15 protein-coding genes are annotated in these 15,611 nt (G+C 62.8%); 8 read left to right on the forward strand and 7 right to left on the reverse strand.

Going from position 1 to position 15,611, the window contains the following annotated elements:
* Nucleotides 1-9: 9 nt before the first annotated feature.
* The 4 genes from LB556_RS09850 to LB556_RS09865 all read left to right on the forward strand — a co-directional run bounded on the left by LB556_RS09850 (nt 10) and on the right by LB556_RS09865 (nt 3,970).
* On the forward strand, nt 10-1,197 hold the full coding sequence (locus LB556_RS09850) for an amino acid ABC transporter permease (RefSeq protein WP_224566512.1): 1,188 nt from the start codon (nt 10-12) through the stop codon (nt 1,195-1,197).
* A gap of 4 nt (nt 1,198-1,201) precedes the next feature.
* Nucleotides 1,202-2,359 carry an amino acid ABC transporter permease gene (locus LB556_RS09855; protein WP_224566514.1) on the forward strand — a complete coding sequence of 386 codons (1,158 nt, stop codon included), beginning with the start codon at nt 1,202-1,204 and terminating at the stop codon, nt 2,357-2,359.
* A gap of 80 nt (nt 2,360-2,439) precedes the next feature.
* The gene (locus tag LB556_RS09860; protein ID WP_032919731.1) at nt 2,440-3,189 is read left to right on the forward strand and encodes an amino acid ABC transporter ATP-binding protein; all 750 of its coding nucleotides are present in this window, start codon (nt 2,440-2,442) and stop codon (nt 3,187-3,189) included.
* A 112-nt stretch (nt 3,190-3,301) separates the two neighbouring features.
* Entirely contained in the window at nt 3,302-3,970 is a 669-nt protein-coding gene (locus LB556_RS09865; protein ID WP_224566516.1) for a TIGR02117 family protein, read from the forward strand.
* Nucleotides 3,971-4,012: 42 nt separating this feature from the next.
* On the opposite strand, the gene LB556_RS09870 is transcribed toward LB556_RS09865, so the two are convergent.
* Nucleotides 4,013-5,254, reverse strand: a complete 1,242-nt coding sequence (locus tag LB556_RS09870; RefSeq protein WP_224566518.1) for an FAD-dependent monooxygenase — start codon at nt 5,252-5,254, stop codon at nt 4,013-4,015.
* 10 nt (nt 5,255-5,264) lie between these two features.
* Nucleotides 5,265-5,510, reverse strand: coding sequence for a zinc-finger domain-containing protein (locus LB556_RS09875; RefSeq protein ID WP_224566520.1), 246 nt, complete (start codon nt 5,508-5,510; stop codon nt 5,265-5,267).
* A gap of 168 nt (nt 5,511-5,678) precedes the next feature.
* Between LB556_RS09875 and LB556_RS09880 the strand changes: the two genes are divergently transcribed.
* Together LB556_RS09880 and ppx are read left to right on the forward strand one after the other, a co-directional pair.
* Complete coding sequence (locus LB556_RS09880) at nt 5,679-7,871, forward strand: RNA degradosome polyphosphate kinase (RefSeq protein WP_224566522.1); 2,193 nt, start codon at nt 5,679-5,681, stop codon at nt 7,869-7,871.
* Nucleotides 7,871-9,406 (forward strand): exopolyphosphatase, encoded by a 1,536-nt coding sequence (ppx, locus tag LB556_RS09885; protein ID WP_224566524.1) that lies wholly within the window; start codon nt 7,871-7,873, stop codon nt 9,404-9,406. The genes LB556_RS09880 and ppx overlap by 1 nt, the downstream gene beginning before the upstream one ends.
* On the opposite strand, the gene LB556_RS09890 is transcribed toward ppx, so the two are convergent.
* From LB556_RS09890 to betI, 5 genes are all read right to left on the reverse strand, one after another.
* A complete protein-coding gene (locus LB556_RS09890; protein ID WP_224566526.1) occupies nt 9,407-9,829 on the reverse strand; it encodes a DoxX family protein in 423 nt (140 codons plus the stop codon).
* Nucleotides 9,830-9,955: 126 nt separating this feature from the next.
* Complete coding sequence (locus tag LB556_RS09895) at nt 9,956-10,378, reverse strand: DoxX family protein (RefSeq protein ID WP_224566528.1); 423 nt, start codon at nt 10,376-10,378, stop codon at nt 9,956-9,958.
* 177 nt (nt 10,379-10,555) lie between these two features.
* Nucleotides 10,556-11,953, reverse strand: coding sequence for a class II fumarate hydratase (fumC, locus tag LB556_RS09900; RefSeq protein ID WP_224566530.1), 1,398 nt, complete (start codon nt 11,951-11,953; stop codon nt 10,556-10,558).
* Between the two features lie 140 nt (nt 11,954-12,093).
* Nucleotides 12,094-12,867: an SDR family NAD(P)-dependent oxidoreductase gene (locus LB556_RS09905; RefSeq protein ID WP_224566532.1), complete on the reverse strand. Its 774-nt coding sequence runs from the start codon at nt 12,865-12,867 to the stop codon at nt 12,094-12,096.
* Between the two features lie 121 nt (nt 12,868-12,988).
* The gene (gene betI, locus LB556_RS09910; protein WP_224566534.1) at nt 12,989-13,618 is read right to left on the reverse strand and encodes a choline-responsive transcriptional repressor BetI; all 630 of its coding nucleotides are present in this window, start codon (nt 13,616-13,618) and stop codon (nt 12,989-12,991) included.
* Between the two features lie 118 nt (nt 13,619-13,736).
* Between betI and choX the strand changes: the two genes are divergently transcribed.
* Both choX and LB556_RS09920 read left to right on the forward strand, forming a co-directional pair.
* Entirely contained in the window at nt 13,737-14,669 is a 933-nt protein-coding gene (gene choX, locus LB556_RS09915; protein ID WP_224566536.1) for a choline ABC transporter substrate-binding protein, read from the forward strand.
* Nucleotides 14,666-15,499 carry an alpha/beta fold hydrolase gene (locus LB556_RS09920; protein ID WP_224566538.1) on the forward strand — a complete coding sequence of 278 codons (834 nt, stop codon included), beginning with the start codon at nt 14,666-14,668 and terminating at the stop codon, nt 15,497-15,499. The genes choX and LB556_RS09920 overlap by 4 nt, the downstream gene beginning before the upstream one ends.
* Nucleotides 15,500-15,611: the final 112 nt, after the last annotated feature.

Below are 15,611 nucleotides of genomic sequence, written 5' to 3' on the forward strand. Positions count from 1 at the left end.
GGATGGTCCATGGCTTCGCAGGAAATTCTTAGCGAAGAGCCGAACCGCGGCTCCTTCATCAATGACCCGAAAATACGCAGCCTCGTGTTTCAGACGCTCGTGGTCATCCTTCTGTTCGGCTCCGTCTGGTGGGTCGTAAATAACGTCATCGACAATCTGCAGCGCCTGCACATTGCGTCCGGCTTCGCATTCCTGAAGGGCCGCGCTGGCTTTGATATCAGCCAGACGCCCATTGCCTACACGTCGGACTCGACATATGGCCGCGCGATCATCGTCGGCCTCATCAACACCATCATCGTCGCGGTCGCCGGCATCGTCACCGCCACCATCATCGGCTTTGTCGTCGGGATCGGCCGGCTGTCGCAGAACTGGCTGATCCAGAAGATCTGCACGGTGTATGTCGAGGTCTTCCGCAACATCCCGCCGCTGCTGGTCATTTTCTTCTGGTACTCGGGCGTGCTCGCGGTGCTGCCGGCACCGCGCGACAGCATCCACCTGCCGTTCGGTTCTTATCTCAACCAGCGCGGCTTCTATTTTCCGAGCGCCATCTGGGGCGACGGCTCCTGGCTGATCTTGGTTGCGCTCGTCGTCGCGCTCGCCATGGCGTGGTTCGTTGCCCATAGGGCGCGTCAACGGCAGTTGACGACCGGCCAGCAATTTCCGGTGTTCTGGACTTCCGTGGGATTGATCGTCGGCCTGCCACTGCTCGCTTATGCGCTCAGCGGCTTTCCGGTGACCTTCGATTTTCCGAAACAATCGACGTTCAACCTGACCGGCGGCTTTCAGGTCAAGCCGGAATTCCTTTCGCTCTATCTGGCTCTGTCCTGTTATACGGCGGCCTTTATCGCCGAGATCGTGCGTGCCGGCATCAGGGGCGTCAGCAAAGGCCAGACAGAGGCGGCCGCCGCACTTGGCCTGCGGTCCGGCTCAATCCTGCGGCTGGTCGTGGTTCCGCAGGCCATGCGCATCGTCATCCCCCCGCTGACCAGCCAGTATCTCAACCTGACCAAGAACTCGTCGCTGGCGATCGCAATCGGCTATCCGGACCTGACAGCGACCGCCGGCACGGTCCTGAACCAGACCGGACAGGCGGTCGAGGGCGTGCTGATCATGATGGTCGTCTACCTCATACTCAGCCTGGTGACCTCGGCGGTCATGAACGTGGTCAACGCCAGAATGGCGCTGGTGGAAAGGTAAGGCCATGCAGGAACACGATCTGTCCTGGGTGCGCACCGAGATGGTGTTGGCCGAGCGGGCGCCGACGAGCGAACGCGGGCCGGTCGCCTGGGTGCGCAAGAACCTGATCGCGACCACCGGCGACACCATCCTCACGATCATCGGCTTCGTCATCGTGGCAATGATTCTGCCGCAGGTCATCAACTGGGCCTTCCTTTCCGCCCAATGGACCGGACCCGATCGCACCGTCTGCACAACCGTGGCTCAGGGCGGCATTCAGCAGGACGGCTGGAGTGGTGCCTGCTGGGCCTTCGTCAATGCCAAGTTCGGCCAGTTCATGTTCGGCACCTATCCGATCGAGGAGCGCTGGCGCCCGATTCTGGTAGCCATCCTGTTCGTGGCGTTGCTGGCGCCGATGCTGATTCCGCGCGTGCCGCGCAAAGGCCTCAACGCCCTCCTGCTGTTTGTGGCGCTGCCGATCGTTGCCTTCATTCTGCTGGTTGGCGGCATGTTCGGCTTGCCGCATGTCGAGACCGCGAGATGGGGCGGCCTGCTGGTGACGCTCAGCCTCTCCTTCGTCGGTATCGCCGTGTCGTTGCCGCTCGGCACGATGCTGGCGCTCGGCCGGCGCTCCAAGATGCCGATCGTCAAGATGCTGTGCATCATCTTCATCGAGACGGTGCGCGGCATCCCACTGATCACTGTTCTGTTCTTCGTCAGCGTCATGCTGCCGCTATTCCTGCCGGCCGGGGTCACCTTCGACAAGTTCCTCAGGGCGCTCATCGGTGTGTCGCTTTTCGCGGCGGCCTATATGGCCGAAGTCGTGCGCGGCGGCCTTCAGGCGATTCCGAAGGGCCAGTATGAAGGCGCCGATTCGCTCGGCCTCGGCTACTGGCAGAAGATGGGGCTGATCGTGCTGCCGCAGGCGCTGAAACTGGTCATCCCCGGCATCGTCAACACCTTCATCGGCATGTTCAAGGACACCAGCCTGGTTCTCATCATCTCGATGTTCGACCTGCTCGGCGTCGTCAAACAGAACTTCTCCGACCCCAATTGGGCGACCCCACAGACCGCAAGGTCCGGCCTCGTGTTTGCCGCCTTCGTCTTCTGGCTGTTCTGCTTTGGCATGTCGCGCTATTCAATGTACACGGAACGCCGGCTCGACACCGGCTACAAACGCTAAACAAAAAAGCAAGGGGACCCCCAGCCATGGCCACCGAAAACGCCGTCGGCGCGGAAGACATCAAGGTCGACGCCGCCAAAATGCATATTTCCACCACCGATGTCGCCATCGACATCGTCGCCATGCACAAATGGTATGGTGAGTTCCATGTGCTGAAGGACATCAACCTGAAAGTGATGCGCGGCGAGCGTATCGTCATCTGCGGCCCTTCGGGGTCGGGCAAGTCGACGATGATCCGCTGCATCAACCGGCTGGAGGAGCACCAGAAGGGCAAGATCATCGTCGACGGCAAGGAACTGACCAACGACCTCAAGAAGATCGACGAGGTGCGCCGCGAGGTCGGCATGGTGTTCCAGCACTTCAATCTGTTTCCGCATCTGACCATCTTGGAGAACTGCACGCTGGCGCCGATCTGGGTGCGCAAGACGCCGAAGAAGCAGGCCGAGGAGATCGCCATGCATTTCCTCAAGCGCGTCAAGATTCCCGAGCAGGCCAATAAATATCCGGGCCAACTGTCCGGCGGCCAGCAGCAGCGCGTGGCGATTGCCCGCTCGCTGTGCATGAACCCGCGCATCATGCTGTTCGACGAGCCGACCTCGGCGCTCGACCCGGAAATGATCAAGGAAGTGCTGGAGACCATGGTGGGCCTCGCCGAGGAAGGCATGACCATGTTGTGCGTCACCCACGAGATGGGCTTTGCCCGTAAGGTCGCCAACCGGGTGATCTTCATGGACCAGGGCCAGATCGTCGAGCAGAATACGCCGGCCGAGTTCTTCGACCATCCGCGCCATGAGCGCACGAAACTGTTCCTGTCGCAGATCCTGCACTGAGCGGACTGACGCCAATTCCTGAAAGCCCGGTCGCGCCACGGCCGGGCTTTTTTGCGTCTGGCCGATGGATCATGATCGCGTCCATTGAGCGACCAACCGCGAAGCCGCGCCGATGAAAAAATTCCTGCGTTTCCTGGCCATGCTGGTTGCCGCAGTGGTGCTTGCCGCGGCCTTCGGCACGCTGGTGCCGCGGCCGCTCTGGCCGGCGGCGGCGGCCGCGGGCGAGGGCAAGCGGCGCATATTGGTGCTGAAGAACCCGATCCACACCGACATCGCTATTCCGGTGGACGACGAAGTGCGCCGGCGCTTCCATTTTCTCGCCGATGCGGGCCTGCCTTCAGACGCACCTGAAGTGCGCTATCTCGTCTTCGGCTGGGGCGGGCGCGCCTTCTACCTGGAAACGCCGACATGGTCGCAATTGAAGGCGCTGCCCGCCTTCAAGGCGCTGACGCTCGATGCTTCGGTGATGCATGTCGACGTCGCCGGCGATATCCCCGAGCCGCACCCCGATGTCGCCGGCTTCGACGTGGGCGAGGACCGTTTTGCAGCATTGCTCGACTTCATTGATGCCAGCTTTCAGCAAGGGCCGAGCGGCCCGATCGTCATCGACAATGCTGCCTACTCCAGTTTCGACCGCTTCTATGAGGCCAATGGCCGTTTCAATGCGCTGATCGGCTGCAACACCTGGACGGCGGCGGCGTTGCGCACCGCCGGCCTGCGCACCGGCTGGTGGAACCCGCTGCCGATCTCGCTTGGACTGTCGATGCGGCTGTATAATTGAGAGATTGTTCAGGTCGGTCAGGCGGCGGATCGTAGGGTTGCTTCAACGCCGGATGATGTTCTGCTGTTCCCAGCCGTAGAGCCAGTCCAAATCCGCCGCGAGCTTCTCTCCCGACCGCATCGCCAATAACAGGTTGCGCGCGATCGCCACTGGTCCCCAGGCATGCCAGGCGAGGCGGTTGAGCGCGCCGCGTTTCAGCACCTTTTCGATACGCGGCCGCCGCAGGTTCTCCCAAATGACGAGGCTTTGCCGCAGATCGGATGGGAAGTCGGCGACGAGGCCGGCGAGCGTCGCGGCGTCCTCGATTGCCATGCCCGCGCCTTGTGCCGCGAACGGGGTCATCGCATGTGCGGCGTCGCCGATCAGCGCGACGCCGGCTGGCATCGTCCAGGGCTGCCTCTGTTCGACGGTATGAAGTGGCCAGGTCAGCCATGGGCCAGCCAATTCCACCAGTCTTGCAAGGCCTGCGGCCGTGTCGCGCATGGCGCTCGCGAGAATGGCGCGATCGGCGTGTCCGGACCAGCCCTCGGCAATGCGCTCGCCTTTGGTGAAAGCGACGAGATTGAAGGCGTCTCCCTTGCTCACGGGATAGGCGACCATGTGAAAGCCGGGATGCAGGAAGGTGGTGACGCAGTCGGCGGCGGCGATCGCGGCAAATGCTTGCCCGGCCTCGCTGTTCGCGCTCACCGTAGCGCGCCAAGCCAGTTCGCCGGAGAAACGGCTGTTCGCGAAGCCGGCTCTGCTGCCCTGGCTGGCAAGCCTCCGCACCGACGACCAGACGCCGTCGGCGCCAACCAGCAGTAAACCCGGCGCCTGGACGGGCTTGTCGTCCACCTCCGTGGTTACAACGACACCATGCGTGCCAACGGCGATATCGCCGATGCGTGCGCCGGTGGTGATTTGGATGTCGGGCATTTGCGCAACGCGCGCCATCAGGGCGTCTTGCAGATCAGCCCGGTGCGCCACGAGATAGGGCGCGCCCCAGCGTTTCTCGCCGGCTCCGCCAAGCGGCACGCGTGCCAGTTGGCGTAGGCTCGCGGCGTCCTTCAGCACCACGGCTTCCGGCTTGATGGCATTGACAAGAAGCGCGTCGAGAACGCCGAGTTTGCGCAGAATGCGCGTCGCGTTTGGAGAGAGCTGGATGCCGGCGCCTACCGCTTCGAGGCGCTTGGCCTGTTCGAACACCCTCACGGGGTAGCCGCGTTCGGCAAAGGCAATCGCCGCGGCTAGCCCGGCGATCCCCGCCCCGGCAATCACGACCTGCCGGGACCGCGTCTCGCTCATGATCGGGAGGTCAGGCTGCCTGGTCGATGTAAAGGCAGCCCGCCGGCAGCGTTTCCAACGCCTTCAGCTTCGGCGAATAGCGGTAGAGGGTTGAGCAGTAAGGGCAGACTTTCTCATTGTCGTCGCCCATGTCGAGGAAGACATGCGGATGGTCGAAAGGCGGGTTGGCGCCCGTGCACATGAATTCCTTGACCCCGATGTCGATTGCCGGATGGCCCGCATCGTTCTGGAAATGGGGAATGGAACCGCCTGCCATCGTCGTCTCCTTAACGCACTCTCTTCTGCATCTGGATCATATCAGGCCTCTTTGCAAGTTCGATGAAATCAAACTGTCGCAAAAGCCTGTCAGAGAACTGTCGCAAAAGCCTGCCACAGGATAAGTTAAGCCGGTTAACCGGCTGAGGCGGCCGAAAGAGCAGGAATCATGAACGAATTGAAGCCGGTACAGAGCGAATTCAACAACGTCGCGGCGGCGAGCCCGGAAGGCAATCCGGACCGTTTCGTCAACCGCGAATTCTCCTGGTTGCAGTTCAATCGCCGCGTTCTCGAAGAATCCCTGAACGCCCATCATCCGCTGCTGGAGCGCGTGCGCTTTCTGTCGATCTCGGCCGCCAATCTCGACGAGTTCTTCATGGTGCGCGTCGCCGGCCTTGCCGGCCAGGTGCGCGAGGGCATCGTGTTGAAGAGTCCGGACGGACGCACCCCCGAACAGCAGCTCGAACAATTGCTGCGTGAGGTCGAGCGGCTGCAGGAGGACCAGCAGAAGAGCCTTTCGGCGCTTACGGTGCTGCTCAACAAGGAAGGTATCGAAAGCATCACCCGTGATGCGCTGACCAAGGACGAAAGGGTCTGGCTGGAAGAGCATTTCCAGGACCAGGTGTTTCCGGTGCTCACTCCGCTGTCGATCGACCCGGCGCATCCGTTCCCGTTCATTCCCAATCTCGGCTTCTCGATGGCGCTGCAGCTTCGTCATCGCAAGAATGGCGAGGAGATGAGCGCGTTGCTGCGCCTGCCGGTGGCGCTGAGGCGCTTCATTCGCCTTCCGGACCGCAAGAACCATGTCCGCTTCATTCCGCTGGAGGAGGCGGTCGGTCTTTATATCGGCAAGCTGTTCCCCGGCTACGAGGTCAAGGGCTCCGGCACCTTCCGCATCATCCGCGACAGCGATATCGAGGTCGAGGAAGAATCGGAAGACCTTGTGCGGCTGTTCGAAACGGCGCTCAAGCGGCGCCGCCGCGGCTCCGTGATCCGCATAGAGTTCGACATGCTGATGCCGGCCGAACTGCGCGACTTCGTCGCCGGCGAGCTTGGCGTCTCGTCGAGCCGCATCAGCGTGCTCACCGGGCCGCTGGCGCTCAGTCAGATTTCCGAGATCGTCTCCGTTCCCCGCGACGACCTGAAATTCACGCCCTACAACCCACGCTTTCCCGAGCGCATCCGCGAGCATGGCGGCGACTGTTTTGCCGCCATCCGCGAGAAGGACATCGTCGTCCATCATCCCTATGAGTCGTTCGATGTGGTGGTGCAGTTCCTGCGCCAGGCAATGGCCGATCCCGAAGTGGTGGCGATCAAGCAGACGCTCTATCGCACCTCCAATGACAGCCCGATCGTGCGCGCGCTGGTCGACGCGGCCGAGGCCGGCAAGTCGGTGACGGCGTTGGTCGAGCTCAAGGCCCGTTTCGACGAGGAGGCCAACATCCGCTGGGCGCGCGATCTCGAGCGCGCCGGCGTGCAGGTCGTGTTCGGTTTCCTCGAACTGAAAACCCACGCCAAGATGTCGCTGGTGGTGCGGCGCGAGGACGGTAAGCTGCGCAACTACGTCCATCTCGGCACCGGCAACTACCATCCGGTGACCGCACGCATTTACACCGACCTGTCCTTCTTCACCACGGATCCGACGATTGCCCGCGACGTTGCGCAACTGTTCAATTTCATCACCGGCTATGCGGAGCCAACCGCCGAAATGCGGCTGGCGATCTCGCCGTTCACGCTGAGGAACCGCATTCTCCAGCACATTTCCGACGAGGTCACCCATGCATTGGAGGGACGACCGGCGCGCATCTGGATGAAGATGAACTCGCTCGTCGATCCCATCATCATCGATGCACTCTACGATGCCAGCCGCGCCGGTGTGGAAATCGACCTCGTCGTGCGCGGCATATGCTGTCTGCGGCCCCAGGTGCCGGGCCTGTCGGAAAACATCAGGGTCAAGTCGATCGTCGGCCGGTTTCTCGAGCACAGCCGCATCTACTGTTTCGGCAACGGCCACGGCCTGCCCGCGGACGAGGCAATCGTCTACATCTCCTCGGCCGACCTCATGCCGCGCAATCTCGATCGCCGCGTCGAGACCATGGTGCCGATCACCAATCCAACTGTGCATGAACAGATTCTGGGGCAGATCATGCTCGGCAACATCATGGACAATCAGCAAAGTTTCGACGTATTGGCAGATGGAACCTCCCGGCGCGTGGTGCTGGAAGAGGGCGAGGAACCGTTCAACGCGCAGGAATATTTCATGACCAATCCGAGCTTGTCGGGACGGGGTGACGCGCTGAAGTCGCATGCGCCGAAGCGAATCGCGCAGTTCAAGCGCCGCAAGAAGAACGCCACCACCTGATGCTGTCCAATTCCCAGGGCCGGCTGCAGGACCGCCGACCGCTGTCCATCATCGATATCGGGTCCAATTCGATCCGTCTTGTCGTCTATGAGGGACTGGCGCGTTCGCCGACCACGCTGTTCAACGAGAAGATGCTGGCCGGCCTCGGCCGCGGCATCGTGTCGACGGGGAAGCTCGACCCCGAAGGGGTGGCGCGCTCGATGGAGGAGTTTCGCCGTTTCCGGGCGCTTTCCGATCAGGCCGGCGCCGAACACATGTACGTATTGGCAACCGCCGCCGCCCGCGAGGCGATCAACGGTCCCGATTTCATCCATCGCGCCGAGGATGTGCTGAAGACCGAGATCCGCGTGCTCTCGGGCCGCCAGGAAGCGCATTATTCCGCGCTCGGCGTCATCTCCGGTTTTCATCCGGCCAACGGCATTGCCGGCGACCTTGGCGGCGGCAGCCTGGAGCTCATCGACATCGATGGTGAGGCGATCGGCGATGGCATCACGCTGCCGCTCGGCGGCCTGCGCCTGCAGGACATGGCCAAGAACTCGCTCGTCCAGGCGCAGAAGATCGCGCGTCAGGAACTGTCAAGGGCCAAGCTGTTGAAGAGCGGGCAGGGCAGGACCTTCTATGCCGTCGGCGGCACCTGGCGAAACCTCGCCCGGCTGCACATGGAGATGAACAACTATCCGCTCGGCGTCATGCATCACTACGAGATATCGGCCGACAGCGCTCAAGGCTTTCTCAAGCAGGTGGCGAAGGGCGAGGTCGAAAAGGTGAGGGGTATCGAGGGCGTCTCCAAGAACCGCCGCTCGCTGCTGCCATACGGCGCCCTCGTCTTGCAGGAGATCATTGCGGCGATGCAGCCCTCCAGGATCGTCGTTTCGGCGCAAGGCGTGCGCGAAGGCTTCCTCTATTCGCTGCTTGACGAGGCCGAGCAGAAGGCCGATCCGCTGATCTCCGCCGCCGAGGAGCTTGCGCTTTTGCGCTCGCGTTCGGTCCATCACGCGCATGACCTAGTCGAGTGGACCGGCAAGGCCTTCAAGGCTTTCGGCATCGACGAGACGGAAGACGAAGCACGCTATCGCCATGCCGCCTGCCTGCTCGCCGATATCGGCTGGCGCGCTCATCCGGAATATCGCGGCAAGCAGTCGCTCAACATCATCGCGCATGCGTCGTTCATCGGCGTCGATCATCCCGGCCGCGCCTACCTGGCGCTGACCAATGCCTACCGCCACGACGGCGTCTTCAATGAATTGGTGGCACCCGAAATCAAGGCGCTGGCGCCGCCGCGCCTGTTGGAGCGCGCTCGCGTGCTGGCGGCGATGATGCGGGTCGTCTACCTGCTGACGGCCGCAATGCCGGGCATCATGCCGAGGCTGAAATGGGAAAGCCGCCCCAACGGCGCGCTGACGCTGGTGCTGCCGGCTTCGCTCGCCAATCTCTATGGCGAGCGTCCGGCCGGCCGGCTGGCGCAACTGGCGCGCGTCACCAATCGCCGCCTGGTGCTGGCGGTCGAGGGTGGACCGAGCGTGTCGGTGAAATAGTCAAGGCGCGTCGGCGCCGACGCCGAAGGTTCGGCCGTCTGCCGACCATGCCCCGGCGCCGGCCATGGCAAGCGCCAGGAAACCACCCGCTATCGCGATGTCCTTCATCAGCATCTGCTGGTGCAGGAAGGCGAGCGTCGCATCACCGGCGCCTTGGCCATAGTGGCCGATATAGCCGGCCACGACACAGAAGGCGGCCAGCAGCAGGGCCACGATCCGCGTCTGGAACCCAACGAGGATCAGCAGCCCCGCCATCAGCTCGAAAAGGCCCGTGCCCCAGGCGGCGAGCGCTGGCAGCGGCAGGCCGAGACCGGCGAAATAATTGGTTGTGCCGGCAATGTTGGCTAGCGCCTGGAAGCCGGACGGCACGAACAGCACGGCAAACAGCAGTCGCGAAACCAGAAGCAATGCGTTGTGGGTCATGGCATCCTCCCTTGCCGGTAACGGCCACCGGCGGCCATTTGCAGTCTACGCCTGCAACCCGACAACGAAAAAGCGGCGCGGAAAATTCCGTGCCGCCCGTTTCAAGTCCTTTGGGAGGGGAAAGCCTCAGCCGCGCTTGGCGTCGATCGAGTAGGCGCCAGCACCCGATGAGGCCAGCAGCAGGAAGCCGCCGGTTATGGCGAGGTTCTTGAGGAACTGGATCATCTGCATCTGGTCGGCCCAGCCGGTGTGGGCGACCAGCCCGGTTGCAATCGTGAAGATAGCGAGCACCCAGGCGGCGATCCTGGTCTGGAAACCGACGAGGACGGCAAGGCCGCCAAGCAGCTCGATCAGGCCGACGATGATGGCCGTCGCCGTCGGCGCCGGCAGGCCGAGACCACCAAAATAGGCGGCTGTGCCGGAAATGGCTGTTAGTTTGCCGAAGCCTGAAAGCAGGAAAATGACTGCGAGCAGGATACGGCCGAGCAGGATGGTGACAGAACTGTTGGACGCGGTGCCGGCGCCGGCGGCGGAAGTGTTGATGGACATGATGGCTCTCCGAATGGGTTGAATGACCACTCAGATAAACGATGCCGACTGTTCACCAAAGTCGGCTATGCGGCGACACATTGTTCACATGGCGTACATTTCCCTCACCGGGCAGGACGCGCGAAATTCGTGTCGGCTTGAGCGCCGACGGGAGTAAATTCTCCCGCCGAAACACACTTACCCCGGATGCGTCATGTCCACCGGCCGCACCAGGCGGTCATAGTCGGCCTCGCTGACCAGTCCGGTTGCCAATGCTTCCTCGCGCAACGTCGTGCCCTTCTTGTGCGCGGTCTTGGCGATCTTGGCGGCGTTATCGTAGCCGATGGTGGGCGCAAGCGCCGTCACCAGCATCAGGGAACGGTCGAGGGCCGCCTTGATGTTGTCCTCTCGAGCCTCGATGCCGACGACGCAATTGTCGGTGAACGAGACTGACGCATCGGCCAGCAGCTGCACCGACTGGAGGAAGTTGTAGGCCATCAGCGGATTGTAGACGTTGAGTTCGAAGTGGCCCTGGCTGCCGGCGAAGGTCAGTGCCGCATTGTTGCCGAACACCTGCACGCAAACCTGCGTCATCGCCTCGCACTGGGTCGGGTTGACCTTGCCAGGCATGATCGAGGAGCCGGGTTCGTTTTCCGGCAGCGACAATTCGCCGAGGCCCGAGCGCGGACCGGAGCCAAGGAAGCGGATGTCATTGGCGACCTTGAAGAGTGCCGCGGCCGCCGCGTTGATCGCGCCATGCGAGAATACCATGGAATCATGGGCGGCGAGCGCCTCGAACTTGTTCGGCGCGGTGACGAAGGCGATGCCTGATATGGCGGCGATGCGATCGGCCACCCGCTCTGCGAAACCGACCGGTGCATTGAGGCCAGTGCCGACGGCGGTGCCGCCTTGCGCCAGTTCCTGCAGGCCAGGCAGCGTCGATTGGATGCGCTTGATCGACGAGGCGACCTGCGCGGCATAGCCTGAAAATTCCTGGCCAAGGGTGAGGGGCGTGGCGTCCTGGGTGTGCGTGCGGCCGATCTTGATGATGTGGTTGAAGTCCCGGCTCTTGGCGGCGAGCGCCTTATGCAGGTGGTGCAGCGCGGGGATCAGGTCGTGTACGACGCGCTCGGCACAGGCGATGTGCATGGCTGTCGGATAGGTGTCGTTCGACGACTGGCTCATATTGACGTGGTCGTTGGGGTGCACCGGCTTTTTCGAGCCCATGACGCCGCCCAGCATTTCGATCGCGCGGTTGGAGATCACCTCGTTGGCGTTCATGTTGGACTGCGTACCCGAACCGGTCTGCCAGACGACCAGCGGGAAATGATCGTTGAGCTTGCCGTCGATGACTTCTTGCGCGGCCTCTATGATTGCCTTGCCGATAGCCGGGTCGAGCCGCTTGAGCTCCATATTGGCTTCCGCCGCCGCCCGCTTGACGATGCCCAGTGCGCGCACGATCGAAGTCGGTTGCTTTTCCCAACCGATCTTGAAATTGCCCAGCGAACGCTGCGCCTGAGCGCCCCAATAACGATCGGCGGCAACCTCGATGGGGCCGAACGTATCGGTTTCGGTTCTGGTTTTTGGCGCGCTCACGGCAAGTCTCCGGTCTGTCAGTTTGGGCAAGGGCGTATCGCGTTGCACAAATGGCTTCAAGCGGAGAATGACGCGGGTGCGGATGCAAATCGTTTGAAGGTTTAGCCGATCTCGCCCTTGTGGGGAGATCGGCGGTTCGTTCACCCTGCCGTGTACCCGCCGTCGATGGCAAAGATGCCACCACTGGTCCAGGCAGCCTCGTCGCTGGCGAGATAGACAGCTATCCCGGCGAGGTCGTCGGGGCGGCCGATGCGGCCCAGCGGATAGCTGCGCTCGACATAGGCCTTCAGTTCCGCCTGTGCCTGGGCTGGCAGGTTGTCGACGGTCTTGCGCCGCATGGCGGTGTCGACCGTGCCGGGAGCGATGGCGTTGACGCGGATGCCGCGTGGACCGAGTTCGAAGGCGAGCGACCTAGTCAGCGAGTTCAACGCGCCTTTGGACAGCGAGTAGAGGCTGGATGGCCGCTTTGGGATCATCTTTTTGGCGAAATAGGAGGAGATGTTGATGACGGATGCACCGGTGCCGAAATGCTGCAGCATGCCCTGGGTGAGGAAGAACGCCGCCGTCACGTTGAGCGCGAAGGAGTGCTCGAACTGTGCTTCGCTGACGGTCTCGAACGGCACGAGATAGGCGACGCCGGCATTGTTCACGAGAACGTCTAGCGGCCGTCCGGCCGCTTTCACGTGCTCGACGACCGCCGCGATGCCGGGGCTGGTGGCGAGATCGGCCGACAATGTCCGCACCGTGCCGACCGGGCCGGAAGCCGTCAGCTTCTGGCGGGCGGCTTCGAGCTTGCCAGCGTCGCGGCCGACGATCAGCAAATCGGCGCCCGCGCGCAGGAACGCCTCGGCGATCGCCAGGCCGATGCCGTCCGATCCACCGGTGATCAACGCCCGCTTGCCGCGAAGCCTCATCGCGCACCTCACCATGCCTTTGGCATCAACAGGGGATCGCACCGCATGTCCGCCACGGGGTCAACCCATCATGCTATCCCAGGGTATGAACTTCGGCGGCCGCTCGGCGTAAGGTCTGAGGTTACCGCGTCGCGGGACGCCGGCCTCGAAGGTCGCGGGCGGCCGAGCGCTCCTGAGTGGCCAGCCGCGCGGCGACGTAGCCCTTGACCTGCCGGATCGCCTGCTCGCGCGAAACGCTGCCTGGCTGCAGGCCGAGCCGAAGCCATAGTCCGTCGATCAAGGCCGTGACGCCAAGCGCGATGTCCTCGGCTTCGCTGGGGGAGGCGAGGCCGCGCAGCCCTGACAACAGGTTCGAGCGCATGCGTCCGTGGATCACCTTCTGGATGCGCGCCAGCTTTTCATCGCGTGGCACTTCGGCGCAGAGCGAAAGCCAGGCATGGCAAAGAGGCGGCAGGAAAAGATGCTTCTCGAAATTGCCCTCGATCACCGCGTCAAGGCGCTCCGTCGACGTCCGTGCCTGGCGAAGCCTCGCAACCACCGCGTTGCACAGGACCGCGTTGGCCTCGCGCATCGCGTGCTCGAACAATTCCTGCTTGTTGCGGAAATAGTGCAGCACGATGCCTTTGGAGGCGCCGGCATGGGCGGCGACCTTTTCCAGCGTGGCCCCCGCAATGCCTTCGCGCTCCAGAACCGCGAAGGCCGCCTGCCGCAATTCCTTGCGGCGTATGTCGCCAAGGCGCTTCAGTTTCACGGGATCGTTCCATGTATCAACGAATCCACATTGACATTTTCGTCCCGCGAGATCAATCATTGACCAATGGGACAATAAAAAGACCAGACGGTCAATTTGACAAATGAGGAGAACGGAAATGTTGCGCATCCTTGCAAGCTGTCTTGCCGCGCTGACCTTGGCCTCTCAGACCGCCCACGCGGCGGACGCCGAGCAATGCCGTGTGGTCCGCATGGCCGAGCCCGGCTGGAACGATCTCGCTTTCACCACCGCGGTGGGCAATGTGCTCCTGCAAGCACTCGGCTATCAGCCACAGAGCGAGGTGCTCGGCATCAATGTCATCTATGAAGGCATGAAGAACCGGGATCTCGACCTGTTCCTGGGCTACTGGGACCCGGCGATGGTCACCTATTACGAGCCCTACAAGAAGGACGGTTCGATCGAGAACGTGCGCGTCAATCTCGTCGGCGCCAAATATACGTTCGCCGTGCCGACCTACGTCTGGGAGGCAGGGGTCAAGGACGTCTCCGACCTGCACAAGTTCGCCGACAAGTTCGGCAAGAAGATGTATGGCATTGAGCCCGGCTCCAATCAGCTGATGATGGATGCCATCGCCGATCCGGCCTTCGGCCTCGATGGCTGGCACGTGATCGAGTCCAGTGAAGCCGGCATGCTGTCGGAGGTCGGCTACGAGATCAAGGAGAAGCAGTTCATCGTCTTCCAGGGCTGGGCGCCGCATCCCATGAACACCATGTACGATTTCAAGTACCTGACCGGCGGCGACAAGTTCTTTGGCCCGAATTTCGGCGCCGCGACGGTGACGACGCAGGTGCGCAAGGGCTATCTGCACGAATGTCCGAACATGGCCCAGTTCCTCAGGAATCTTGTCTTCGACATCGATTTCGAAAATGTCGGCATGGGCTACCTCATCAATGACGGCATGAAGCCGGAGGATGGGGCGCTGAAGGCGATCACGCTGAACAAGAGCCGCCTCGATGCCTGGCTCGCCGGTGTTACCACTTTCGATGGCAAGCCTGGTCTTGCCGCCGTCAAGGAAAAGCTTGGCCTGTGAGACCGCCGGACGTCTTGCCCGTTGCTGGGCTGGAACAGGACGCCTGGGCTGGCGGCAAGCAATGGGTCAATACCGGCGATCTCGACATCGCCTATGTCGAGATTGCCGGCGCCGGGCCGCCGCTGTTGCTGATACATGGGTTCACGGATAGCAGCCGCAGCTTTTCGCTGCTGGCGCCCCACCTGGCCGGACGCTGGCTGATCATGCCCGATCTGCGCGGCCATGGTGCCTCGCAGGTGGGCGACGGCTGCCGCGTCGCGGATTTCGCCGAGGACATTGCCGGGTTGATCCGGGTCCTGAAGCTGGACCGGCCCGTCGTCGTCGGTCATTCGCTGGGCGGCATGGTGGCGATTGCGTTGGCCGCACGGCAGCCGGACCTCATCGGCGGCCTGGTTCTGCTGGCCAGCGCGCTGAAGCCCGGCTTCACGCCGGACCACCCGCTGCCGGTCGGTGTCCAGGCCCTGCGCGACCCGATATCGCCGGCCGATCCGTTCTACGCCTGGTGGCATGCCTGCCAGCCCTCGGTACCTCGGCAGTTTCTCTCCGGCCTGGCAAAGGAAGCTTCCGCCATGCCGGCGGCCCGTTGGCGGGCCATTCTCGAGGAAGTCCGCATCACCGATCTGACAGCCGCGGCGCGGGCCGTGCGGGCTAGGACGCTTATCATCGCCGGCGCCTGCGACCCGCTTTTCGGCGAGATGCACCAGCAGTCTTTGGCCGAGACACTGACCGGATCCCATCTCGTCTGGGCGCAAAATTGCGGCCACAATCCGCATTGGGAGGACCCGGCTTTTGTCGCCTCGGTAATGATGGGATTGTTAACAGGCTGCTGATCACCTCGGCAGCGATTTGCTGGCACGTGTCACCGGCGGCAGCCTGGACGCCGTTCTGGGGCAAGCCGGCGACGATCATGGCGACGTGATTTTTACCAACGCCTCGGGAAAT

The sequence above is a fragment of the Mesorhizobium sp. ES1-4 genome (genome assembly GCF_020164745.1).
In the GTDB taxonomy this organism is placed as follows: Bacteria; Pseudomonadota; Alphaproteobacteria; order Rhizobiales; family Rhizobiaceae; genus Mesorhizobium.